The following is a 22,635-nucleotide window of genomic DNA, read 5'->3' as shown; positions in this document are numbered from 1 at the left end:
GGAGCCGAGCCGCCGCGACTGGATCGCGGTGATGAGCGCGATGCTCGGCGCTTTCATGGCGGTGCTGGATATCCAGATCACCAACTCATCGCTCAAGGACATTCAAGGCGCGCTCTCAGCCACCCTTGAGGAAGGTTCGTGGATTTCCACCTCATACCTGGTGGCGGAGATCATCATGATCCCCCTCACCGCCTGGCTGGTGCAGCTACTCTCGGCCCGGCGCTTGGCAGTCTGGGTATCCCTGGGGTTTCTCGCCTCTTCATTGCTGTGCTCCATGGCCTGGAATCTGGAGAGCATGATTCTCTTTCGCGCTCTCCAGGGTTTCACTGGGGGCGCACTGATTCCCCTGGCATTCACGCTCACCCTCATCAAGCTGCCGGAGCATCAACGCGCCAAGGGCATGGCCATGTTCGCCATGACCGCTACGTTCGCCCCGTCGATCGGCCCGACCCTGGGCGGCTGGCTGACCGAGAACTGGGGCTGGGAATATATCTTCTACATCAATGTGCCACCGGGGATCGTGATGATCGCAGGCCTGCTCTATGGCCTTGAGAAGAAGCCAGCACACTGGGACCTGCTCAAGCGCACCGACTACGCCGGCATCGTTACGCTGGGGCTGGGCCTGGGTTGCTTGCAAGTGTTTCTGGAGGAAGGTCATCGCAAGGATTGGCTGGAGTCGAACCTCATCGTCAGCCTGGGCACGGTCGCGCTGATCAGCCTGATCACCTTCGTCATCCTGCAGTTCTCCAGGCCTCACCCGCTGATCAACCTGCGCATCCTGGGCAACCGCAACTTCGGGCTCAGCAGCGTGGCGAGCCTGGGAATGGGTGTTGGGCTGTATGGCTCGATTTACCTGTTGCCGCTGTACCTGGCGCAGGTCCAGGGCTACAACGCCCTGCAGATCGGCGAGGTGATCATGTGGATGGGGTTGCCGCAGCTGTTCCTGATTCCGTTGGTGCCGCTGTTGATGAGAGTGATCCCGCCCAAGGTACTCTGTGCGCTGGGCTTTTGTCTGTTCGGGCTGGCCAGCTTCGGTTCAGGAGTGCTGAACCCTGACTTTGCCGGGCCGCAATTCGATCAGATCCAGATCATCCGCGCCGTGGGGCAGCCGATGATCATGGTGACCATATCGCTTATCGCTACCGCCTACATCCTGCCGGAAGACGCGGGCTCGGCGTCGAGCCTGTTCAATATCCTGCGCAACCTGGGCGGGGCGATAGGTATCGCGCTGCTGGCCACGCTGCTGGATTCACGGACCAAGGTGTACTTCGATTACCTGCGTGAATCAGTGGTACCGAACAATCCGCAAGTGGCCGAGCGGCTGGCGCAGTTGGCCGAGCGACTGGGCAGTGATAACGCGGCGCTGGGCAAACTGAGCGAGATAGCCCACCAACAGGCATTGATCATGGCCTACAACGATGCTTTCCACTGGGTCGGACTCGGGTTGGTGGTGAGCATGGTGGCCGTGCTGATGACCCGTACATTGCCCCCCGGGCTGAAGCCAGGCGAGGCCCATTGAATGGAGTTGCCGCCTATACCGGCCTTTTCGCGGGTAACCCGCAAAAAAGCCGGTACCGGTCATAGCTCTCAGCTGGCGATCAACCGTTCGCGCAACTGACCAATCTCGTCGCGCAACTGGGCCGCGGCCTCGAACTCCAGATCGCGGGCGAACTGGAACATCTTCTCTTCCAGTTGCTTGATGCGCTTGGTGATCTGCGCCGGGGTCTGCAATTCGGCTTCGTCGCGGGCGCTCTCCTGCGCAGCCTTGGCCATGCCCTTGCGCTTCTTGCTGCGCCCACCCGGGACGCTCGCACCCTCCATGATGTCGGTGATGTCCTTGACCACGCCCTTGGGCACGATGCCGTGGGCCAGGTTGAACTCGATCTGCTTGGCCCGACGTCGCTCGGTCTCGTCGATGGCGCGCTGCATGGAACCGGTGACCTGATCGGCGTACAGGATCGCCTTGCCGTTGAGGTTACGTGCGGCACGGCCGATGGTTTGAATCAGCGAGCGCTCCGAGCGCAGGAAGCCTTCCTTGTCCGCATCGAGGATGGCTACCAGGGACACCTCGGGCATGTCCAGGCCCTCACGCAGCAGGTTGATGCCCACCAGCACGTCGAAAGCCCCCAGGCGCAGATCACGAATGATCTCCACCCGCTCGACGGTGTCGATGTCCGAGTGCAGGTAGCGCACCCGCACGTCGTGATCGGCCAGGTAGTCGGTGAGGTCCTCGGCCATGCGCTTGGTCAGGGTGGTCGCCAGCACTCGCTCGCCAGCCCCTACCCGTTTGTGGATTTCCGAAAGCAGATCATCGACCTGGGTCAGCGCCGGTCGCACCTCCACCTGTGGATCCACCAGGCCGGTGGGGCGCACCACTTGCTCCACCACCCGTCCGGCGTGCTCGGCTTCGTAAGGGCCGGGGGTAGCCGAGACGAAGATGGTCTGCGGGCTGACAGACTCCCACTCGTCAAAGCGCATGGGACGGTTGTCCAGCGCCGACGGCAGGCGGAAGCCGTACTCCACCAGGGTTTCCTTGCGTGAGCGGTCGCCCTTGTACATCGCACCGACCTGGGGAACGCTGACATGGGATTCATCGATCACCAGCAGCGCGTCCGCCGGCAGATAGTCATACAGGGTTGGCGGGGGCGCTCCGGCTGGGCGGCCGGACAGGTAGCGCGAGTAGTTCTCGATGCCATTGCAGTAACCAAGTTCGAGGATCATCTCCAGGTCGAAGCGGGTGCGCTGCTCCAGACGCTGGGCCTCTACCAGTTTGTTGGCCTTCTGCAGGTAGTCGAGGCGATCCTTGAGTTCCTCCTTGATACCCTCCACAGCCTCGAGCAAGGTCTCGCGCGGCGTGACGTAGTGGCTCTTGGGGTAAAAGGTGAAACGCGGCAGCTTGCGGATGACCTCGCCGGTGAGCGGGTCGAATGCGGCGATGTTCTCCACCTCGTCATCGAACAGCTCGATGCGGATGGCCTCAAGGTCCGATTCAGCAGGGAAGATATCGACCACATCACCCCGCACGCGAAAGGTGGCACGGGCGAAATCCATCTCGTTGCGGGTGTATTGCAGGTCCGCCAGTCGGCGCAACAGGGCTCGCTGATCGAGCTTGTCGCCACGATCGACGTGCAGGACCATCTTCAGGTAGGTCTCCGGGCTGCCCAGGCCGTAGATACAGGATACCGTGGTGACGATGATCGCGTCGCGACGCTCCAAGAGGGCCTTGGTCGCCGACAGGCGCATCTGCTCGATGTGATCGTTGATCGAGGCGTCCTTCTCGATGAAGGTGTCGGACGAGGGCACATAGGCCTCAGGCTGGTAGTAGTCGTAGTAGGAGACGAAATACTCCACCGCGTTGTTCGGGAAGAACGCCTTGAACTCGCCGTACAGCTGCGCCGCCAGGGTCTTGTTCGGCGCCAGTACCAGGGTCGGGCGCTGCACCTGCTGGATGACGTTGGCGATGCTGAAGGTCTTGCCCGAGCCGGTCACGCCCAGCAGGGTCTGGTGCGAAAGCCCGGCCTCAATGCCCTCGATCATCAGGCGGATGGCCTCGGGCTGGTCGCCGGCCGGCTGGAAACGGGTGACGAGCTGGAACTCGGACATGACGGACCTCGCGGTAACGCAGCAACTGTAAATTTAGCCAGTAGTCTATACCCAAATGCACCCGCCCGGGACCCGAATCAAGGCCCAGGTGTGAACGCGCATTACAGTGGACCGGGCAATTCGACCAATGGTCGAAAAATATTCGCACAAAAGCCCGCAAAACGTGCGCCAGACTGTCGCCGTGACCGATCGGTATCACTATACTGACTCCCCGTTTGCGCACCACTTCTGTGCACTCGGCCGGAGTGTGCGCGTCCTATCACTCTCCAATCAGAGCCAAGGTAACAATGAGCCTGTTTTCCGCTGTCGAGCTGGCACCCCGCGACCCCATCCTGGGCCTCAACGAAGCATTCAACGCCGACCCACGTACCGACAAGGTCAACCTGGGTGTAGGTGTGTACTGCAATGAGGAAGGCCGCATTCCGCTGCTGCGCGCCGTGATCGAAGCCGAAACCCAGCGTGCTGCCCAGCATGCCTCGCGCGGCTACCTGCCGATCGATGGTATCGCCACCTACGACCAGGCCGTGCAGAAGCTGCTGTTCGGCACCGAGTCACCCCTGCTGGCCGCTGGCCGCGTGGTCACCGTACAGGCCGTTGGCGGTACCGGTGCTCTGAAAATCGGCGCCGACTTCCTCAAGCGTATTTCACCTAACGCCGTAGTGGCCATCAGCGATCCGAGCTGGGAAAACCACCGCGCCCTGTTCGAAAGCGCTGGCTTCCCGGTACAGAACTACCGCTACTACGACGCGCCGAGCAATGACGTCAACCGCGCCGGCATGCTCGAGGACTTGAACAACCTGCCTTCCGGCTCGATCGTCGTGCTGCACGCTTGCTGCCATAACCCGACCGGCGTCGATCTGACCCTGGACGATTGGAAAAACGTTCTGGACGTGGTCAAGGCCAAGGGCCATGTGCCATTCCTTGACATGGCCTACCAGGGCTTTGGTGACGGCATCGCCGAAGACGCCTTCGCCGTGCGCCTGTTCGCCGAGTCGGGCATGGAGTTCTTCGTTTCCAGCTCGTTCTCCAAGTCGTTCTCGCTGTACGGCGAGCGCGTTGGCGCGCTGTCGATCGTCACCGCCTCGAAGGACGAAAGCACCCGCGTGCTGTCGCAGGTCAAGCGTGTGATCCGCACCACCTACTCCAACCCACCGACTCATGGCGCCACCATCGTCGCCACCGTGCTCAACAGCGCCGAACTGCGTCAGATGTGGGAAGCGGAGCTGGGCGAAATGCGCGAGCGCATCCACGGCATGCGCAAGCAGATGGTCGAGCTGCTGGCCCAATATGGCGCCAAGCGCGACTTCAGCTTCGTCGGTCGCCAAGTAGGCATGTTCTCTTATTCGGGCCTGACCGTTGATCAAGTCGCGCGCCTGAAGAACGACTTCGGTATCTATGCCCTGGACACCGGCCGTATCGCCGTTGCCGCGCTGAACCAGAGCAACATCCACGTGGTCACCAAGGCCATCGTCGAAGTGCTGTAACCTATTGATTGCCCAGGGGGAAGCTTGACTTCCCCTTGGCGATCAGTAAGATACGCGCAGATTCCGCGATAGCTCAGTCGGTAGAGCAAATGACTGTTAATCATTGGGTCCCTGGTTCGAGTCCAGGTCGCGGAGCCAGATACTGAAAAACCTCCAGATGCGCAAGCACTGGAGGTTTTTCAGTATCTGGCGTTGCGTTTTATTTCAGCGGTTCAGTGACAGGCTTCCTTTGATCGACCAGGCTCCATACCAGCAGGTTGAGGCCAATCGGGGCCGGTTCAGGGGCCGCTGAGCGGTTCATTGCACCCTTTAGCGGCTCATGGCCGACCGATCGGGTAGAACTCGCCGCCACTCCAAACACCCAGCCATGTTTGCCCATTGATTTCGCGCGGCACCGCCAACTCGACCAATTGGTAGAACACGTTGCGGTGAATCAACGCCTCGAGGTTGCTGCGCATGAGGATATACGGCGAAGGCTCCTGGGTCCGCGGATCGATTTCGACGCGAAGGGGATGATCCTGGCCCGCAGCGACTTGGTCATCGACATTGCTGGTAAAGCGCAGCACCTGGTGCTCGCCACTGCCTTCCACGTCCAGCGCGACTGCGACGAACGGTGCGTCATCGACGCGAATACCAACCTTCTCCACCGGGGTAACCAGGAAATAGTCATCGCCATCGCGGCGAATGATGGTGGAAAACAACCGCACCATCGGCTTGCGCCCAATAGGGGTACCCAGGTAGTACCAAGTGCCATCCCGGGCGATGCGCATGTCGATGTCACCGCAGAAGTCAGGATTCCACAAGTGCACCGGAGGCAGGCCCTTCTCCTTGGGGATCTGCGCCAGAAGATCGTTGGCCTTGCCGCTACCTGTCATGCCCCTGCCCTCAACGACTCATACCCACGAGACTACGAGCGTAATCGCGCATGGGTGGACCAAGCAAATCTTCCGGCGCCTTGTCGTGGAACGTCAACAAACCGCCACGGCTCTTGATCCGCACAGTGTCGATCAGGTAGCGCGTGTTGGTTTCGATCAGCATCATCTGAACCACTCCGGTATCGACGCCCAAGCGATCCACGGCCTGTTCGTCATACCATTCATTCCCATTGCCGATGCGGTCATCGGTACGGGCGAAGCGGGTGTACAGGACGTAGTCAGCGCCGACCGAACGCGCCTCGGCAATCGCCTCTTCCAGCCCCAGAGGCCCTTGCGCACGGCGTACCAGCGGGAAGTACTCGACAAAGTTCTTGTACGCCTCCTCGGCGACTGCGTTCTGGCGCGGGAGCGGACCTTTGGCCGGCGGTACGAAGTGGCCCTGGCCGATGAAGATGAACGAGTCAGGCTGCAAACGCACTGACAAGCTACGCCGGGTCTCGCTGTGGTCCAGTAGCCCAGCATCGCTCATGTGGTAGCGAACGCCCTCTCCCATATCACTGACATTCATGCAGCCGCCCAACGCCATCAGGGCGAGCGACAAGACCAGGCTACGCATCATTCCTCCAGAAACCGGCGACGAAAAACCGGCGAATAGCCGCCAGATGCAGCTTTTGCGCCAGAATCAGCCACCGATCACTTTCATGATCGTCGCACCACCGGAAAACGCCAGGTCCTGCTTGTCGGCCAAGGCCTTGACCAATAGCCGCTGCAGGCTGGGGAGCGCCTGATGACGTGGCTTGTCGAGCAGATCGCCGACAAAGTGCCGATTACCCGACGATAGGCAGCCATGCAGCCAGCCGGTGGAAGAAAGCCGCAGGCGTGAGCAGGTTCGGCAGAATGGCACGCTCTCATTGGCGATCACGCCGAAATGCCCTTTACCCGCAATGCGATAGCGCAGCGCCGTGGCATCGATTGGCGCACTGGCCTGCTGATAGGCATGGGCCTGGCCGATCAACCCGAGCAGTTGCTCCAGGCTCACGAATTGCTGCAAAAACGCGTTTTGATCGCGGGCCAGATGCCCCATGCGCATGAGCTCGATGAAACGCAGCTCGTAACCACGCTCCAGGCAATAGTCGAGCAGCGGCAGCACCTGATCGAGGTTCTGCCCCCGCATCGGCACCATGTTCACTTTGATGCTCATGCCCGCGTTACTGGCTTGCTCCATGCCGGTCAACACGCTCTGCAGGTCACCCCCGCGGGCGATTCGACGAAAAGCCTGAGGATCGAGGGTATCGAGGGAAACATTCAGTCGGCGAATACCAGCAGCCCGCAGCAGCGGCAGCTTGCGCGACAGCAACTGTCCGTTGGTGGTCAGGCCGATATCGACCAACCCCAACTTGGCCACCGACTTTAGAAAGCCCTCCAACCGAGGACTGACCAATGGTTCGCCCCCGGTGATGCGCAGCCGCTCGATGCCTGCCGCCTCGACCAGATAGGCCACGCCGCGGGCCAGGGTTTCAGCCGGGAGTTCATCTTGTGCCGCCACCAGGCGCTTACCATCAGGCACGCAGTAGGTACAGGCGTAGTTGCAGGCAGCCGTCAAGCTGACACGCAGGTTGCGAAAACGCCTGCCTTGACGATCGACGATCATGAATGAATGACTCCGGCATGGAAAAATCGGGCCCGCAAAACCTGACTCAAAAATCAGGTTTTTGCAAGCCTCAATGCCGGACGGTACCGGGCAAAGCCCGGAGAGACCTTCAGTTCGCGATTTCTGGGTCGCGTTTACGCTTATTGCCCATGCGTACGCCAATATCCATCAGGAACTGGAAGAAGCCTTCCTGATCCTCCAGCACATTGCTCCAAAACGGCGAGTGATACAGCGCGACGGCGCCGTGTACAAGCGCCCAAGCGGCACAATAGTGGAAGTACGGCGGCACGTCCTCGAGCTTGCCCTCGCTGATGCGCCCCTTGATCAACAGGGTGAGGCGATCGAAGTTTGAGGCACGGATGCGGTGCAGTTCGTCGACCATCTCCGGCACCTGGTTGCCCTTGACCACTTTCTCTTCAAGGCGGTCGAACAACCGGTAGCGCTGCGGATCGCGCATACGGAACTCGAAGTAGGCACGCGACAGGGCTTCCTTGTCACGGTCGACGTCGTCCGAATGCAATAGCGCGTTCAAGTCGCGCTCATAGTCGAGCATCAGACGCAGGTAAATCTCCGCCTTGGACTTGAAGTGCTTGTAGATCGTGCCTTTGCCGATGCCCACGGCGTCGGCGATCATCTCGACGGTGACACTGTCTTCCCCTTGTTCGAGAAACAGCTTGAGCGCGGTATCGAGGATCTCTTGTTCGCGGCGGCGAAACTCACGGACCTTACGAGGTTCTTTCTGCATAGGAAGGACTGGATGACAATCGAAGCGGTTTATTATGCCTAACTTGCGGGAAATTGCACGGATCATCCAAGCATCTATGTATCACGATACGTGCAACGGCGCCCTCGCGACCCCAGGAAATACGCTCGGCCATACAGGGATGGCCCAATGGTTCCAAGGCGTATTCCAAATCTGTTTAAAAAACGACCAATTGTCGCTGGCACTGTGCCAAACCTGACCAATACTTGGAGTGTTGGCGCGGCGCATCCCCCCAAGTGGCGCGTCAATAAAGGTGCCCAGGGACCGCGGTACCTTTGTTTTACTCCTAATGGTCTTAACCCGGATTCCCCCCCCAGAACCCGGGTTTTTTTTGCCCGGCGCCCACGCAGGAGCGCCCCCTTCCAGGCGCAAGTGACCGGGACCTCGAGGGTCAAAGCAAAACGATCAGCCAGCCACCCGCGCCAGGGGGAACAGCCGCTTGAAGTTGGCCGTGGTCTGCTCGGCCAGCTGGCCATAGCTGACGCCTCGCAGCGACGCCACGTACTCGGCCACTTCACGCACATATTGCGGCAGGTTCGGCTTGCCCCGGTACGGAATCGGCGCCAGGTAGGGCGAGTCGGTCTCCACCAACAGGCGGTCGGCGGGGACCTGGCGGGCGACGTCGCGCAGGGCGTCCGCATTGCGGAAGGTGACGATGCCTGACAAGGAGATGTAATAGCCCAGGTCCAGAGCCTGTCGGGCCATGTCCCAGTCTTCGGTGAAGCAGTGCAGCACACCGGCCTGAGGCAAATTGGCCTCGCGCAGCAATGCCAGGGTGTCGGTCCGCGCCGCACGGGTATGGACGATCACCGGCTTGCCCGTTTGGCGAGATGCCTCCAGGTGCAGACGGAAGGACGCCTGCTGCAGCGCTGCCGCCTCTGGCTCGTAGTGGTAGTCCAGACCGGTTTCGCCAATAGCGATGACATGGGGATGGGTCAGCTCACGCAGCAGCCACTCCAGCGCCGGCGTTTCTCCAGGAGCCAGGTCCAGCGGGTGCACCCCTACTGAGCAATCCACATCGGCATACTGCTCGCTCAATGCCTTGACGGCACCAGCATTCTCGGCACTCACGCCAATACACAGAAAATGCCCGACACCCCGCTCGCGGGCCGCCTGCAGCGCAGCATCGAGGGAGCCCTGGTGGGCGCTGAGGTCCAGACGATCGAGGTGGCAATGGGAATCTACGAGCATGGAATCACGGCACACATGAGAAAACGAAAGAAGTCAGCGGGCGCCTGGCAATTGGACCCAATGGGCCAGCAAGGCTTCCAGTAGCAAGACACGATTGAGATTGGCCTTGGCCAGGACTTTCTGGCGTTGCTCGAGAATCCATGCCTGGACCTCCAGCACCCTGCCCTGGCGGCTCTTCTGCGCCAGGTACTGAACCACCTTGCGCATATCGGCCAAGCCTAGCCCCTCTTCGTCCTGGGTCAATTGATAGCGCAGGATCAGGTGCGACCAGTCGCAGAACCAATCGAACAACAAAAGCAAGGGTACGTTGTTCCAAGCCTCGGCGAGTTGACTGGGCGATTGCTGCTGCTTGAGCAGCTTCTTCACCCCCTCGGTGACCAGCGCACGCTGTTCGCGCACGCCCTGGCCCTGCAGGCTGACAGCCATCAGCGGCGAACCGGCGGCGAGGGTCAGCAGCTCATCACGCTCCTCGGCGCTGCTCTCGGGCAAGGCACCGGCCAGCCAAGCCTGGCTCTGGGCCAGACTCGGTTGCGGACAGGCAACCTGCTGACAGCGGCTCTTGATGGTCGGCAGCAAGCGGCTCGGCTGATGACTGACCAGCAGCAACACAGTGTCGCCGGACGGCTCTTCCAAGCTCTTGAGCAAAGCGTTGGACGCATTGATGTTCATCGCTTCGACCGGTTCGATCAGCACCACCTTGCGCCCGGCCTGCTGGGCGGTCTGCACCACGAAGGACACCAATTCACGTACCTGGTCGATCTTGATCGGCTTGTCGGCCTCCTCAGGTTCGAGCACGAAATTGTCCGGATGACTCCCCGCCTTGAGCAGCAGGCACGCCTTGCACTGGCCACACGCATCCAGCCCCTGGGGCTGCTGGCACAGCAGACGCGCCATCAGGCGCTCGGCCAGCGCGCGCTTACCGATGCCCTGCGGCCCGTGCAGCAGGTAGGCGTGGGCATGCTGGGCACGTCCGGCCAACTGTTGCCAAAGGACCTTCTGCCAGGGATAGGCCTCAGCCACGGCACCGCTCCAGAATGCCCGGCAGCAGCGCATCGATGGCACGCTGCACCGCCTCCAGCGGCTGGGCGGCATCCAGGACGCTGTAGCGCTGCGGATCGCCTTGGGCACGCTGCAGGTACGCCTGGCGCACAGCCTCGAAGAAGGCCTGGCCTTCCTGCTCGAAGCGGTCCAGGCGACCACGGGCAGCAGCGCGGGCCAGGCCGACCTCGACCGGCAGGTCGAACACCAGAGTCAGGTCGGGACGCAGCGAGCCTTGAACGAAGGTTTCCAGGGTGGCGATACGCGCCTGGGGCAGCCCGCGACCACCGCCTTGATAAGCATAAGTGGCATCGGTGAAGCGATCGCAGAGCACCACCGCACCACGGTCCAACGCGGGGAGAATGACCTGTGCCAAGTGCTGGGCACGGGCGGCGAACATCAGCAGCAGCTCGGTATCGACCGCCATGGTCTCGTCACTGGGCGCCAGCAACAGCTCACGGATCCGCTCGGCCAGCGGCGTACCGCCGGGTTCACGGGTCATGACCACGTCCAGCCCCTGCTCGCGCAAGCGCTCGGCCAGGTACTCGCGATTGGTGCTCTTGCCCGCGCCTTCGGGGCCTTCCAGGGTAATAAACAAGCCGCTCACAGGCAGTCCTTACTGTTGTTCATCAGGTGCCGGCGCATCGCTCGGCGCAGGTTCGCTGGCAGGTGCATCGCCCTCGGGGGTCGGGCTAACGCCCGGCTCGACGGGCGCCTGCTCGCTCGCATCCGGCTGCGTCTGCGACGCGGGGCTGGAGCGGTAGTCGGAGCGGCGTTTGAGCTGGAATTCACGTACTGCGCTGTTGTGATCGTCCAGGTCATCCGAGAACACATGGCTGCCATCGCCGCGGGCGACGAAATACAGACTGGAGCCATCGGATGGGTTCAGCGCGGCATGGATCGCCTCGCGACCGACCATGGCGATCGGCGTCGGCGGCAAGCCGGTCATCGTGTAAGTGTTGTAGGGCGTCGGCTCGCGCAGATCGGCGCGGGTGATCTTGCCGTTATAGCGCTCGCCCATGCCGTAGATCACGGTCGGGTCGGTCTGAAGCATCATGCCTAGACGCAGGCGACGCACGAACACGCCGGCGATCTGCCCACGCTCCTGGGGAATACCGGTTTCCTTCTCCACCAGAGACGCCATGATCAGCGCCTGGTACGGGTCACGGTACGGCAGGTCGGTGACCCGCTCGGCCCACTCTTTGGCCAGGACCTCTTCCAGGCGCATATAGGCTTGCTGCAGCAGTTCGACATCGCTCATGCCCCTTACGAAACGATAGGTGTCAGGGAAGAAGCGCCCTTCAGGAAACACGCCGGTATGCCCCAGTTTGTCCATCACCTCGGCGTCGGACAGGCCATCGAGGGTATGCTTGATCTTCTCGTGCTTGGCCACTGCGGCGCGCACCTGGCGGAAAGTCCAGCCCTCGACCAGGGTCAGGTTGTACTGCACCACGTCGGCACGACGCCAGGCTTCGAATAGTTCGGCCACGGTCATGCCCGGGGTGAGGCGGTACTCGCCGGTGTGCAGCGGGGTTCCAGCCATATTGAAACGCCAGTACAGGCGCAGCCAGACAGCATCATCGAGCAGCCCATCGCTCTGCATGCGATAGAACATACGATTGGGGGTAGTGCCACTGGGCACGTCGAGCAGTTGCTCCTGCGTCACGTGCAGAGGCTGCTCCAGGACCGAGTTGACCTTCCAGGCCGACCAGCCCACGGCCAGGCCAGCCAGGATCAACCCCATTTCCAGCAGCAGCAGGAATTTACGTCTCACGAATCAGGTTTCCAGTAACGTACGGGCAACGGCCTGCAGTTTACGGGTGAGCGGGCCTGGCGACCAGTCAAGCTTGAGCGCAGCGAACTCGCGCACCGGCCAGACGCCATACACACTATTGCATAGGAACACTTCGTCGGCCTGCTCCAGCTGCGCCTGCTCAAGGTCGCGCACCTGAGTCGGGATACCGCTCGCGGCAGCCTGCTCCAGTAATGCCGCCCGCATCACGCCCGCCACGCCGCAGCGGCTCAGGTCCGCCGTCAGCAGTACGCCGTCGCACACTAGGAACAGGTTGCTGTACACACCCTCTATCAATCGCCCGCGCATGTCGCGCATCAGCCCTTCGGCATGATCGGCGCCTTGCCACTCCGCACGGGCCATTACCTGCTCCAGGCGGTTCAGGTGTTTGAGGCCAGCCAGCAGCGGTTGTTCCGCCAGGCGAGTTTGGCAGTCGAACAGTCGTACGCCGTGCTCGGCGTTTTCGTGAGGATAGGCAGGCAGCGGGTTGCCCTGGAGGATACGACGAGGCGCGGCACCTACGGCAGGTGCGTAGCCGCGCAGGCTGTCGCCACGGGTGAGAATGAGCTTGGCCACGCCTTCACCGAGTTGGCTGGCGTAGGCGATGATTTCGTCGCGAATCAGTGGCAGGTCGGCCTCGATCGCCAGCCGCTGGCAACCCAGCGCCAGGCGATCGAGGTGCAGCGTGAGCAGGCTAGGCCTGCCGGCACGCACGGCGATGGTCTCGAACAGACCATCGCCGTAGGCCAGGCCGCGGTTCTGCAGGTTGAGTGCAGTCGCGCACTGGCCGTCGACCCAGCTATGCATCAGCCGACGAACCGGCGGAACACCAGCGAACCGTTGGTCCCGCCAAAGCCGAAGGAGTTGGACAGCACCACGTCGATGGGCATGCTACGGGCTTCGTGAGGCACGAAGTCCAGGTCACAGCCTTCGTCCGGCTCGTCCAGGTTGATGGTTGGCGGCGCCATCTGGCTGTTGATCGCCAGCACGCTGAAGATCGCTTCTACCGCACCGGCAGCGCCCAGCAGGTGACCGGTCATCGACTTGGTCGAACTCACGGCCAGCTTGTAGGCATGCTCGCCGAATACCCGCTTGATCGCAGCCACTTCGGCAATGTCGCCCGCAGGGGTCGAGGTACCGTGGGCATTGATGTAGCTGACCTCTTCCGGCTGGACACCCGCATCACGCAGGGCATTGGCCATGCAGCGCGCAGCGCCATCACCCGTATCGGGCGGCGAGGTCATGTGATAGGCATCGCCACTCATGCCAAAGCCAACCAACTCGGCATAGATGGTCGCGCCCCGGGCCTTGGCGTGCTCAAGCTCCTCGAGGACCAGTGCACCAGCACCATCGGAGAGCACGAAGCCATCACGGCCTTTGTCCCATGGACGGCTGGCACGGGTCGGCTCATCATTGCGTGTCGACAGCGCACGAGAAGCACCGAAGCCGCCCATGCCCAGACCGCAGGCAGCCATTTCGGCACCACCGGCGATCATCACGTCGGCTTCACCATAGGCGATGTTGCGCGCGGCCATACCGATGCAGTGGGTACCGGTGGTGCAGGCGGTGGCGATGGCGTAGTTCGGCCCCTGCAGCCCCAGATGGATCGACAGGAAACCAGAAATCATGTTGATGATCGACCCCGGCACGAAGAACGGCGAAATCCGTCGCGGCCCCTGATCGTGCAGGGTCCGGCTGGTTTCTTCGATGTTGGTCAGACCACCGATGCCCGAGCCCATGGCCACGCCGATGCGCTCACGATTGGCGTCGGTGACCTCCAGGCCGGCATTGCGCACCGCCTGGAAACCGGCCGCCAGGCCGTATTGGATGAACAGATCGAGCTTGCGAGCTTCCTTGGCCGACAGGTACTGCTCAACCTCGAAGCCCTTCACCGAGCCGCCAAAACGGGTGGTATAGGCAGACAGGTCCGTGTGTTCGATCGGCCCAATGCCACTGCGGCCAGCCAGAATGCCCTGCCAGGTACTCGGTACATCGGTACCCAGCGGCGAAAGCATACCCATACCGGTGACCACGACGCGTCTACGCGACACAGTACTCTCCTCTTCTAATAACAGAGTCTCTTGCCATTGCATTCAGGCAATGGAATGAAATGGCAACAGGCTCTCGGTGCTCGCAAAGAAAAAACCGCACGCCGGCAAAGGCAGTGCGGTTTTTCCCGACAAGAAGCGTCGACTACTGCGTCTTAGACCTGGTGGTTTTTGACGTAGTCGATAGCAGCTTGAACGGTAGTGATCTTCTCGGCTTCTTCGTCAGGGATTTCGGTCTCGAATTCCTCTTCCAGAGCCATCACCAGCTCAACGGTGTCAAGCGAATCGGCACCCAGGTCATCGACGAAGGACTTCTCAGCAGTCACTTCATCTTCCTTGACGCCCAGTTGCTCGGCGACGATTTTCTTGACGCGTTCTTCGATGGTGCTCATACCTAGTTTTCACTCCTAATGGACATATGTCAGGCAGCTGGCCGGTGACCAAGTTTATAGAAAGACGCCTGCTTTTCAAGCGGAACGCGCCGATCTCGAAGTCACCTGACCCTCTGCCTGGAATCTGGTTGCAGCTTTATAACGGATTTTAGGCTCCGTGTATGACACTTTTTTGAAGCAATCCGTCACATTGGTGCTGCAGGTTTTTACATGTACATGCCGCCGTTGACCGGCACGGTGGCACCAGTCACGTAGGCCGCGCCATCGGATGCCAGGAAGGAAACCACCTTGGCAATCTCTTCGGCATGACCCAGGCGGCCCAGCGGAATCTGCGACTGCAGGGCTTCGCGCTGTGCTTCTGGAAGCTCACGGGTCATATCGGTATCGATGAAGCCCGGAGTCACCGAGTTGACGGTGATGTTACGCGAGCCCACTTCACGCGCCAGAGCACGACTGAAGCCTTCCAGACCCGCCTTGGCGGCAGCGTAGTTGACCTGACCGACGTTACCCATGGCGCCAACGACCGAGCCGATGCTGATGATACGACCCCAGCGAGCCTTGGTCATGCCGCGCAGTACGCCCTTGGACAGACGGTAGAGGCTGTTGAGGTTGGTATCGACCACGTCGAACCACTCATCGTCCTTCATGCGCAGCATCAGGTTGTCACGGGTGATACCGGCGTTGTTGACCAAGATGGCCGGTGCGCCGAACTGCTCACCGATCGCCGCGAGCACGGCACTGACCGACTCGTCGCTGGTCACGTTCAGTTCCATGCCGGTGCCGGTGATGCCGTGCTCCTTCAGGGTCGCAGCGATGCGCTCGGCACCCGAGGCCGAGGTAGCGGTGCCGATCACGGTCGCGCCCTGGCGGCCCAGTTCCAGGGCGATAGCCTGGCCGATACCGCGGCTGGCGCCGGTGACCAGGGCAACTTTACCTTGCAGGCTCATGCAAGCTTCTCCAGTTTCAGGCCAGCGCCGCACGAGTGGCGGCGACGGCGTCAGGGGTATTGAGGTTGTAGGTGGTCACGCCATCGGCGCAACGCTTGTTCAGGCCAGCCAGGACCTTGCCGGGGCCACACTCGACCAGGTTGATCGCGCCATTAGCGGCCAGGGTCTGCACGCACTCGACCCAACGCACCGGCTGATACAGCTGGGCCAGCAGGTCGTGCTTGAGGGCAGTGAGGTCGGCGGCGATCGCGGCGGTGACGTTCTGCACGACCGGAATCTGCGGGGCTTTCCACTCGATGGCGTTGACCGCTTCGGCGAAGCGCTCGGCGGCAGGCTTCATCAATGCACAGTGCGACGGCACGCTGACCACCAGCGGCAGCGCGCGCTTGGCGCCCTTGGCCTTGCACAGCTCGATCGCACGATCGACCGCAGCTTTGTTGCCGGCGATGACCACTTGACCTGGCGAGTTGAAGTTGACCGCACTGACCACTTCATCTTCAGCCGCTTCAGCACAGATCGCCACGACATCGGCATCATCCAGACCCAGGATCGCGGCCATGGCACCATGACCTGCTGGAACGGCCTCCTGCATGAGCTGGCCACGACGCTCGACCAGGCGAACGGCGTCCTTCAAGCTCAGGCTGCCAGCGGCAACCAAGGCGCTGTACTCACCCAGGCTGTGGCCGGAAACGAAGGCCGGCTGTGCGCCACCCTCTTCCAGCCACAGGCGCCACAGGGCGATGGACGCCGTGAGGATGGCCGGCTGGGTCTTGTCGGTTTGATTGAGTTGCTCTTCCGGACCTTGCTGGACCAGTTGCCACAGGTCATAGCCCAGAGCCTCGGAAGCTTCCTTGAAGGTCTCGACGATTACCGGCTTCTCTGCGCCGAGTTCGGCGAGCATGCCCAGCGACTGGGAACCTTGACCGGGAAAGACGAATGCGAGGGATGCAGACATTGAACAAGCCCTTATGATCTTGTCGTCGGATAGGGTGCGTCGAGCCAAGGGCTGGACGCAGAAACTGAAAACTTGGATGGGAAAAGAGACCAAGCGGTCACATTTAACCATTTCACGGCGGGAATTAAAGCAAGAGATCTTCCAGGCGACCATGCAGGCGTTGCGGCAGGTTCTCCTGGATTTCGATCAGCGCCCGTTGGATGGCGCTCTGGAAGCCCTGCACCCCGGCAGAACCGTGACTCTTGATGACGATACCCTGCAACCCCAGAAAACTCGCACCATTGTGCCGCGCCGGGGCCAGGTCGGCCTGCAGGCGCTTGAGCAAGGGCATGGCCATGGCACCGGCTGCCCGGGCCAACACACTCCCCTTGAACAGCGCCTCGATGCGCGCACCGATCATGGTGGCCAGACCTTCGCTGGACTTGAGCAGGATATTGCCGACGAAACCGTCGCACACGACCACATCGGCCTCACCACGGTAGAGACCGTCACCCTCGACGAAGCCGATATAGTTGAGCCCACGGGCATTCTGCAGAAGGCTCGCCGCCAGCTTGACCTGCTGATTGCCCTTGATGTCCTCTGTGCCGACATTGAGCAGCGCCACCCGCGGACGATGGATACCCAACGCCTGGGCGGCAACCGAGCCCATCACGGCGAACTGGTAGAGGTTCTCGGCACTGCAGTCGACATTGGCCCCGAGATCCAGCAACTGGCAGTAGCCTGCCTGAGTGGGAATCGCCGCCACCATCGCTGGCCGATCGATACCTGGCAGCGTCTTGAGCACGAAGCGCGACAGCGCCATCAGCGCACCGGTATTGCCGGCGCTCACGCAGGCGTGCGCCTTGCCGTCGCGCACCAACTCCAAGGCGACGCGCATCGACGAGTCGGGCTTACCCCGCAACGCCTGGGATGGCCGCTCGTCCATACCCACCACTTCGCTTGCCGCCACAATCTGCAGGCGCGCGCGATCCGCAGCCGGCAGGCCGCTGACAAGATCTTCAAGGAAGGAGGGTTGACCGACGAGGGTCAGGTGTAGCGAGGGGGTAGCCGAGAGGCAAGCAATACTTGCCTGAACAATGCTGCGGGGACCGAAGTCCCCGCCCATTGCGTCGATCGCGATGATCTGAGCGGACAAGGATTACTCGTCAGCGCCCTTGTCGATCACTTTGCGACCACGGTATACGCCTTCTGGCGAAACGTGGTGGCGCAGGTGTACTTCACCGGTGCTCTTCTCTACGGACAGCGCGTTTTCCGACAGGGCGTCGTGGGAACGGCGCATGTCACGGGCAGAGCGGGATTTTTTGTTCTGCTGAACAGCCATAATTGATTAACTCCTAAACGTTTGGGTCACGCTTTAACTGCGCCAAAACACTGAACGGGTTGGACCGCGATACCTCGTCCTTGCTCGATTCGGGCTCATCTGCGCCCGCCGGCTGCTGGCATTCTTCCGGATGATGAGCAGGCACGATCGGCAAGGCGAGCAATAGCTCCTCCTCGATCAACGCCTGCAGATCCAAAGGATCTTCGCCCAGTTCCAGCACGTCATAGCCTTTCGGCAACGACTGGGTATTCGCACCCTCCTTCACCACAGCGTATGTACATTCGCTGTGAATCGGCAGGGTGACCAGCTCAAGACAACGCTGGCAAACCATCTTGACTTCGACATCGAGTTCGCTGTGAAACACCACAGCGCCTTGCTCGTCTCGCTCAAAATCGAACTTCGCCTGCACCGTACCGACATCGTCGGACAGCGGGTCGCAGAGTCTTTCCAAATCAGCGAGTTGCAGCGAACCTTGGATGGTTACGCCACGATCGGCCAATTTGCGCGGGTCAACGTGAGGTGGAATCGGGTCATTCAACATAGGCGCAGCATTCTAGGGATGCCCCCCGCCCCTGTCAAAGGAAATTCGGCGGCATCTCGCATGTTAGAATTTGGTTCATCTGCCCAGGAGTCTACCATGCTTCCCCTGTTACTGGCTTCCAGCTCTCCCTACCGGCGCGAACTGCTCGAGCGCCTGCGCCTGCCCTTCAGCTGGGCAAGCCCCGATATAGACGAGCAGCGCCATGATGAAGAACCGGCTGCCGCCCTGGTTCGTCGCCTGGCACGCCAAAAAGCCGAGGCCTTGGCCGACAGCCATCCCGACCACTTGATCATCGGTTCGGATCAGGTGGCGGTACTCGGCGAGCAGATCCTGGGCAAGCCCCACACCTTCGAACGCGCCTGCGAGCAACTGCTGGCCGCCAGCGGACAGCAGGTCACGTTCCTGACCGGCCTGGCACTACTCAACAGCGCCACAGGCAAATGCCAGGTGGATTGCGTGCCGTTTACCGTGAATCTGCGCGAACTGGATCGCGAATGCGTGGAGCGCTATGTCGCAGCGGAACAACCTCTGGATTGCGCGGGCAGCTTCAAGGCCGAAGGGCTGGGAGTGAGCCTGTTCCAGAGCACCCACGGCTGCGACGCGACCAGCCTGGTCGGGCTACCCTTGATCCGACTGGTGGACATGCTTTTGAACGAAGGCGTGCAGATTCCCTGAAACGCGGCGCGGGGTAAGCCCACTCCTCCTCGCGCCACCCGTCATGCGCGAGCGACGAAGTCAGCGAAGGAGCAGGCCCGCCCCGCTACAGCATCACCAGCCCCCCTTAGCGCAGCGATGGCCCCTGGAACCCCATCCACATGGCCAGATGCTCGGCCACACTGGCGCCCAAGCGCTTGGAAAAGCGATCGAACGGCGACTCCTGGACGGTGAAGTCCACCAACTCCTTCTCACCCACGATCTCGCGCGCCACATAGCTGGCACTGCCCAACCCATCCACCAGCCCCAGCGCCTTGGCCTGCTCACCCGACCAGACCAAGCCACTGAACAACTCAGGATGATCCTTGTCCTTCAGGCGATCACCTCGCCCCTGTTTGACCATGGCGATGAACTGGCGATGCGTGGTATCGAGCACCCCCTGCCAAAAGGCGGTCTCCTCCGGCTTTTGCGGCGAGAACGGATCGAGGAACGCCTTGTGCTCGCCAGCGGTATAGGTCCGCCGCTCCACACCCAGTTTTTCCATCGCGCCGACAAAGCCATAACCTGCAGCGGTCACACCGATGGAGCCAACCAGACTGGCCTTGTCGGCATAGATTTCGTCAGCCGCACTGGCGATGTAGTAAGCCCCGGACGCCCCCAGATCGGCGATCACCGCATAGAGCTTGATCGCAGGGTATTCGCCGCGCAGGCGACGGATCTCGTCGTAGATGTAACCCGACTGCACCGGGCTGCCGCCAGGACTGTTGATACGCAGGATCACAGCCTTGGTCTTGGCATCCTTGAAGGCGTCCCGCAGGCTCTTGATGATGTTGTCGGCACTCGCCGGCTCTTCGTCAGCGATCATGCCGCGCACCTCCACCAGCGCCGTATGGCTGGCACTGCGCGAAGCGGCCTTGTCCACGTCCATCATGGGCGTGAACAGCACCAGCAGCCCAAACAGATACACAAAGGTCAGCAGCTTGAAGAAGATCCCCCAGCGCCGCGCCCTGCGCTGCTCCTGGACACCTGCGAGCAGGGTCTTTTCCAGCAGCTTCCAGCTCTTGCGATCTTCGCGATCTTCAGACCCCTCGGGCTCGGGCGCCCGCCATTCGTCAGCCATGCTCACCTACCTTGGAATTGACTGCGCGTGAACGGACGAGCCATTCGCGCAACTGTGAAAAATGATCGATGCACACCTGCGGGCCGAATTCGCTCAAGGCCTGCAGCGACATGGCGCCATACCCTACCGCGACCGAATGCATCCTGGCATTGCTGGCCATCTGCAAGTCGAACGCAGAGTCTCCGACCATCAACGCCTGATGGGGTTCGACCCGACAATGGGCAAGAATCTGCTCAAGCATCAGCGGATGCGGCTTGCCGCGCGCTTCGTCGGCGGCACGTGTAATGTCGAAGTACCGCTCCCAACCATTGGCCTTGAGCACCCGATCCAAACCGCGACGCGCCTTGCCGGTGGCGACCGCAAGCCGGTAGCCCTCGGCGCGAAAAGCCTCCAACGACTCGACCACGCCCTCGAACAACGGCGAGGGTTGCTGATCCAGGGCCATGTAGACATCGGCGTAGTGCTGCCGGAAAACCTCGACCTCGACAGCATCGAGATGAGGATAGAGCGTGGAGATCGCCTCCCCCAGCGCCAGGCCGATGATGCCCTTGATCGCAGCGTCGCTGCTTGGTGCCTCACCCGCACGCTCGGCGGCGACATTCATGGCCTCGACAATGCGCCCGATCGAGTCAGCCAGGGTGCCGTCCCAATCGAAGATCAACAACTCATAGCGTTTATTCATGAACAATCAGGTCGCACTCAAGCGCTCCACGGTCTTGGCCCACACTTCATCCACCGGCGCCTCAAGCTTGAGCTCACCGCCATCGGGCAGCGGCACCGTTAGGGCATAGGCATGCAGGAACAGGCGCTTGCCGCCCAGGTCGCGAATCTCCTTGGAGAAGTCTTCGTCGCCATATTTGCTGTCCCCGGCAATGCTGTGGCCGGCATGCAAGGTGTGCACACGGATCTGGTGGGTACGACCGGTCACCGGACGCGCCTCGACCATGGTCGCGAAGTCGCCGAAGCGACGCAGGACGCGGAACAGCGTCAGCGCCCCCTTACCTTCTTCATCGACCTCGACCATGCGCTCGCCGGAGCGCAGATTGCTCTTTTGCAGCGGCGCATTGACCTGTTTCTTGGACGTTGGCCAGTGGCCACGCACCAAGGCCATGTAACGCTTGTCGACACCGTCACCCCGCAGCGCGGCGTGCAAGTGCCGCAGCATGCTGCGCTTCTTGGCGATCATGAGCAGCCCGGAGGTGTCGCGATCGAGGCGATGCACCAGCTCCAGTTCCTTGGCATCCGGACGCAGTTGGCGCAGCGCCTCGATCACGCCAAAGCTCAGGCCACTGCCGCCATGTACCGCGATACCAGCTGGCTTGTTGAGCACGATCAGCGCCTTGTCTTCATAGACAATGGCCGCTTCCAGGCGCTGCAAAAGGCCTTGGGCGACCGGCGCCGGCTCGTCGCGCTCAGGCAGCCGGACAGGCGGCACGCGGACGATGTCTCCGGCCTGCAGCTTGTACTCAGGCTTGATCCGCCCTTTGTTGACCCGCACCTCGCCTTTACGCAAGATGCGGTAGACCAAGGTCTTGGGCACGCCCTTGAGGGCCGTGATAAGGAAATTGTCGATGCGTTGGCCGGCAAGCTCCGGCGCGACTTCGATCAGCTGAACGCCGGAAGTCGGAGGGGTATTGGTCGTCATGGCGGAATCATAACAATTTTTTATGGAATTGAAGCACTTAATCATTGCTGCTATAGTCGCGAACGCCGCCAAAAGCGGCAGGCCAGCGGCAGCAGGCTCCAGGCCCGCCCCTGACCATCGCAATTCTCGAGGACGCGAGGCCGTCCGACGGGGTTTTCGCCAGTTTACCGAAATGCCTGGAATCGCCACCAGCGCCGTGTAGAGAAGACCGAAAAAAAACGACAAGTGCGGTGTTTCACCTGCTTACCCGCTTCTTTTCGCCGTACCTCTGCCCGCCCCCTTGGCGCTTGCACGCATCGCCCGGCGAATGCTTCGGAAATACCTGCCTTGGACATAAATGGCGCCAGTTCCCGAATCGGAACTGACGAAAAATGCAACCCGTTGCGGATTCAGCGCGCGGCAGCACCCGAACTATCAGGGATACGTGCAGGGTGGAGATGCACAGACCTCGGACCGTGTAGCACGGCATCCGGCCACCAGCCCCAGGCTGGCCTGGCGAGCGGACCCGGGCTTCGCAGACACCCCCGAGGGTGTCCACGGCCCCACGGCTGATTCCTCCTCCTGACTGAGTGCAAGTGGCCTGTACGGTTGTTCGAGGATTCAACTTCGAGTGCC

General features: G+C 61.5%; 23 protein-coding genes and 1 tRNA gene. 4 read left to right on the top strand and 20 right to left on the bottom strand.

Annotated elements, in window-relative coordinates:
• The first annotated feature begins 28 nt into the window (after positions 1-28).
• A complete protein-coding gene (locus tag IEC33019_RS03120; protein WP_170831776.1) occupies positions 29-1,519 on the top strand; it encodes a DHA2 family efflux MFS transporter permease subunit in 1,491 nt (496 codons plus the stop codon).
• Between the two features lie 68 nt (positions 1,520-1,587).
• Here the strand turns inward: IEC33019_RS03120 and uvrB are convergent, their stop codons facing one another.
• Positions 1,588-3,603: an excinuclease ABC subunit UvrB gene (gene uvrB, locus IEC33019_RS03115; RefSeq protein WP_070092573.1), complete on the bottom strand. Its 2,016-nt coding sequence runs from the start codon at positions 3,601-3,603 to the stop codon at positions 1,588-1,590.
• Positions 3,604-3,890: 287 nt separating this feature from the next.
• Between uvrB and IEC33019_RS03110 the strand changes: the two genes are divergently transcribed.
• Together IEC33019_RS03110 and IEC33019_RS03105 are read left to right on the top strand one after the other, a co-directional pair.
• The gene (locus IEC33019_RS03110) at positions 3,891-5,087 is read left to right on the top strand and encodes an amino acid aminotransferase (RefSeq protein WP_070092574.1); all 1,197 of its coding nucleotides are present in this window, start codon (positions 3,891-3,893) and stop codon (positions 5,085-5,087) included.
• 62 nt (positions 5,088-5,149) lie between these two features.
• Positions 5,150-5,225, top strand: a tRNA-Asn gene (locus tag IEC33019_RS03105).
• Between the two features lie 179 nt (positions 5,226-5,404).
• On the opposite strand, the gene IEC33019_RS03100 is transcribed toward IEC33019_RS03105, so the two are convergent.
• From IEC33019_RS03100 to IEC33019_RS03025, 16 genes are all read right to left on the bottom strand, one after another.
• Positions 5,405-5,962: a DUF1285 domain-containing protein gene (locus tag IEC33019_RS03100; RefSeq protein ID WP_070092575.1), complete on the bottom strand. Its 558-nt coding sequence runs from the start codon at positions 5,960-5,962 to the stop codon at positions 5,405-5,407.
• 10 nt (positions 5,963-5,972) lie between these two features.
• On the bottom strand, positions 5,973-6,578 hold the full coding sequence (locus tag IEC33019_RS03095) for a DUF4823 domain-containing protein (RefSeq protein ID WP_070092576.1): 606 nt from the start codon (positions 6,576-6,578) through the stop codon (positions 5,973-5,975).
• 66 nt (positions 6,579-6,644) lie between these two features.
• Positions 6,645-7,613 (bottom strand): GTP 3',8-cyclase MoaA, encoded by a 969-nt coding sequence (locus IEC33019_RS03090; protein WP_070092577.1) that lies wholly within the window; start codon positions 7,611-7,613, stop codon positions 6,645-6,647.
• Between the two features lie 109 nt (positions 7,614-7,722).
• Positions 7,723-8,358, bottom strand: coding sequence for a TetR/AcrR family transcriptional regulator (locus tag IEC33019_RS03085; protein ID WP_043215450.1), 636 nt, complete (start codon positions 8,356-8,358; stop codon positions 7,723-7,725).
• A 423-nt stretch (positions 8,359-8,781) separates the two neighbouring features.
• Positions 8,782-9,567 carry a TatD family hydrolase gene (locus IEC33019_RS03080; protein WP_070092578.1) on the bottom strand — a complete coding sequence of 262 codons (786 nt, stop codon included), beginning with the start codon at positions 9,565-9,567 and terminating at the stop codon, positions 8,782-8,784.
• 33 nt (positions 9,568-9,600) lie between these two features.
• Positions 9,601-10,587, bottom strand: a complete 987-nt coding sequence (locus tag IEC33019_RS03075; RefSeq protein WP_099593026.1) for a DNA polymerase III subunit delta' — start codon at positions 10,585-10,587, stop codon at positions 9,601-9,603.
• The gene (tmk, locus tag IEC33019_RS03070) at positions 10,580-11,212 is read right to left on the bottom strand and encodes a dTMP kinase (protein WP_070092580.1); all 633 of its coding nucleotides are present in this window, start codon (positions 11,210-11,212) and stop codon (positions 10,580-10,582) included. The genes IEC33019_RS03075 and tmk overlap by 8 nt, the downstream gene beginning before the upstream one ends.
• 9 nt (positions 11,213-11,221) lie before the next feature.
• On the bottom strand, positions 11,222-12,379 hold the full coding sequence (gene mltG, locus IEC33019_RS03065; protein ID WP_070092581.1) for an endolytic transglycosylase MltG: 1,158 nt from the start codon (positions 12,377-12,379) through the stop codon (positions 11,222-11,224).
• Between the two features lie 3 nt (positions 12,380-12,382).
• Positions 12,383-13,204, bottom strand: coding sequence for an aminodeoxychorismate lyase (gene pabC, locus IEC33019_RS03060; protein ID WP_070092582.1), 822 nt, complete (start codon positions 13,202-13,204; stop codon positions 12,383-12,385).
• Positions 13,204-14,448 (bottom strand): beta-ketoacyl-ACP synthase II, encoded by a 1,245-nt coding sequence (fabF, locus tag IEC33019_RS03055; protein ID WP_070092583.1) that lies wholly within the window; start codon positions 14,446-14,448, stop codon positions 13,204-13,206. The genes pabC and fabF overlap by 1 nt, the downstream gene beginning before the upstream one ends.
• A 152-nt stretch (positions 14,449-14,600) precedes the next feature.
• Complete coding sequence (gene acpP, locus IEC33019_RS03050; protein WP_070092584.1) at positions 14,601-14,837, bottom strand: acyl carrier protein; 237 nt, start codon at positions 14,835-14,837, stop codon at positions 14,601-14,603.
• Between the two features lie 206 nt (positions 14,838-15,043).
• Positions 15,044-15,784, bottom strand: a complete 741-nt coding sequence (fabG, locus tag IEC33019_RS03045; protein WP_070092585.1) for a 3-oxoacyl-ACP reductase FabG — start codon at positions 15,782-15,784, stop codon at positions 15,044-15,046.
• A gap of 16 nt (positions 15,785-15,800) precedes the next feature.
• Positions 15,801-16,739, bottom strand: coding sequence for an ACP S-malonyltransferase (gene fabD / locus IEC33019_RS03040; RefSeq protein ID WP_070092586.1), 939 nt, complete (start codon positions 16,737-16,739; stop codon positions 15,801-15,803).
• Positions 16,740-16,863: 124 nt separating this feature from the next.
• Positions 16,864-17,874: a phosphate acyltransferase PlsX gene (plsX, locus tag IEC33019_RS03035; protein ID WP_081337452.1), complete on the bottom strand. Its 1,011-nt coding sequence runs from the start codon at positions 17,872-17,874 to the stop codon at positions 16,864-16,866.
• A gap of 3 nt (positions 17,875-17,877) precedes the next feature.
• Entirely contained in the window at positions 17,878-18,060 is a 183-nt protein-coding gene (gene rpmF, locus IEC33019_RS03030; RefSeq protein WP_008096416.1) for a 50S ribosomal protein L32, read from the bottom strand.
• Positions 18,061-18,073: 13 nt separating this feature from the next.
• Positions 18,074-18,601: a YceD family protein gene (locus IEC33019_RS03025; RefSeq protein WP_043214407.1), complete on the bottom strand. Its 528-nt coding sequence runs from the start codon at positions 18,599-18,601 to the stop codon at positions 18,074-18,076.
• A gap of 96 nt (positions 18,602-18,697) precedes the next feature.
• Here IEC33019_RS03025 and IEC33019_RS03020 point away from each other — a divergent pair, with 96 nt between their 5' ends.
• The gene (locus IEC33019_RS03020) at positions 18,698-19,276 is read left to right on the top strand and encodes a Maf family protein (protein WP_070092587.1); all 579 of its coding nucleotides are present in this window, start codon (positions 18,698-18,700) and stop codon (positions 19,274-19,276) included.
• A 106-nt stretch (positions 19,277-19,382) separates the two neighbouring features.
• Here the strand turns inward: IEC33019_RS03020 and IEC33019_RS03015 are convergent, their stop codons facing one another.
• The 3 genes from IEC33019_RS03015 to rluC are packed head-to-tail and all read right to left on the bottom strand — an operon-like array spanning position 19,383 to position 22,020.
• Entirely contained in the window at positions 19,383-20,375 is a 993-nt protein-coding gene (locus tag IEC33019_RS03015) for a S49 family peptidase (RefSeq protein WP_070092588.1), read from the bottom strand.
• Entirely contained in the window at positions 20,368-21,057 is a 690-nt protein-coding gene (locus IEC33019_RS03010) for an HAD family hydrolase (protein ID WP_070092612.1), read from the bottom strand. Before IEC33019_RS03010 ends, IEC33019_RS03015 begins: the two co-directional genes overlap by 8 nt.
• Before the next feature lie 6 nt (positions 21,058-21,063).
• Positions 21,064-22,020 carry a 23S rRNA pseudouridine(955/2504/2580) synthase RluC gene (gene rluC / locus IEC33019_RS03005; RefSeq protein ID WP_070092589.1) on the bottom strand — a complete coding sequence of 319 codons (957 nt, stop codon included), beginning with the start codon at positions 22,018-22,020 and terminating at the stop codon, positions 21,064-21,066.
• Positions 22,021-22,635: the final 615 nt, after the last annotated feature.

The organism is Pseudomonas putida (assembly GCF_002741075.1).
GTDB lineage: Bacteria > Pseudomonadota > Gammaproteobacteria > Pseudomonadales > Pseudomonadaceae > Aquipseudomonas > Aquipseudomonas putida_T.
Note: the sequence above shows the minus strand (reverse complement) of the source record. Positions and strands in the feature narration are given on the sequence as shown.

What these genes read in the sequence shown, in the direction of transcription:
- uvrB (WP_070092573.1), bottom strand. Translation starts at nt 3,603, where the DNA reads ATGTCCGAGTTCCAGCTCGTCACCCGTTTCCAGCCGGCCGGCGACCAG.
- acpP (WP_070092584.1), bottom strand. Translation starts at nt 14,837, where the DNA reads ATGAGCACCATCGAAGAACGCGTCAAGAAAATCGTCGCCGAGCAACTG.
- rluC (WP_070092589.1), bottom strand. Translation starts at nt 22,020, where the DNA reads ATGACGACCAATACCCCTCCGACTTCCGGCGTTCAGCTGATCGAAGTC.
- IEC33019_RS03085 (WP_043215450.1), bottom strand. Translation starts at nt 8,358, where the DNA reads ATGCAGAAAGAACCTCGTAAGGTCCGTGAGTTTCGCCGCCGCGAACAA.
- fabG (WP_070092585.1), bottom strand. Translation starts at nt 15,784, where the DNA reads ATGAGCCTGCAAGGTAAAGTTGCCCTGGTCACCGGCGCCAGCCGCGGT.
- IEC33019_RS03025 (WP_043214407.1), bottom strand. Translation starts at nt 18,601, where the DNA reads ATGTTGAATGACCCGATTCCACCTCACGTTGACCCGCGCAAATTGGCC.
- fabD (WP_070092586.1), bottom strand. Translation starts at nt 16,739, where the DNA reads ATGTCTGCATCCCTCGCATTCGTCTTTCCCGGTCAAGGTTCCCAGTCG.
- IEC33019_RS03010 (WP_070092612.1), bottom strand. Translation starts at nt 21,057, where the DNA reads ATGAATAAACGCTATGAGTTGTTGATCTTCGATTGGGACGGCACCCTG.
- IEC33019_RS03095 (WP_070092576.1), bottom strand. Translation starts at nt 6,578, where the DNA reads ATGCGTAGCCTGGTCTTGTCGCTCGCCCTGATGGCGTTGGGCGGCTGC.
- IEC33019_RS03020 (WP_070092587.1), top strand. Translation starts at nt 18,698, where the DNA reads ATGCTTCCCCTGTTACTGGCTTCCAGCTCTCCCTACCGGCGCGAACTG.
- IEC33019_RS03110 (WP_070092574.1), top strand. Translation starts at nt 3,891, where the DNA reads ATGAGCCTGTTTTCCGCTGTCGAGCTGGCACCCCGCGACCCCATCCTG.
- IEC33019_RS03090 (WP_070092577.1), bottom strand. Translation starts at nt 7,613, where the DNA reads ATGATCGTCGATCGTCAAGGCAGGCGTTTTCGCAACCTGCGTGTCAGC.
- pabC (WP_070092582.1), bottom strand. Translation starts at nt 13,204, where the DNA reads ATGCATAGCTGGGTCGACGGCCAGTGCGCGACTGCACTCAACCTGCAG.
- rpmF (WP_008096416.1), bottom strand. Translation starts at nt 18,060, where the DNA reads ATGGCTGTTCAGCAGAACAAAAAATCCCGCTCTGCCCGTGACATGCGC.
- IEC33019_RS03100 (WP_070092575.1), bottom strand. Translation starts at nt 5,962, where the DNA reads ATGACAGGTAGCGGCAAGGCCAACGATCTTCTGGCGCAGATCCCCAAG.
- IEC33019_RS03080 (WP_070092578.1), bottom strand. Translation starts at nt 9,567, where the DNA reads ATGCTCGTAGATTCCCATTGCCACCTCGATCGTCTGGACCTCAGCGCC.
- IEC33019_RS03015 (WP_070092588.1), bottom strand. Translation starts at nt 20,375, where the DNA reads ATGGCTGACGAATGGCGGGCGCCCGAGCCCGAGGGGTCTGAAGATCGC.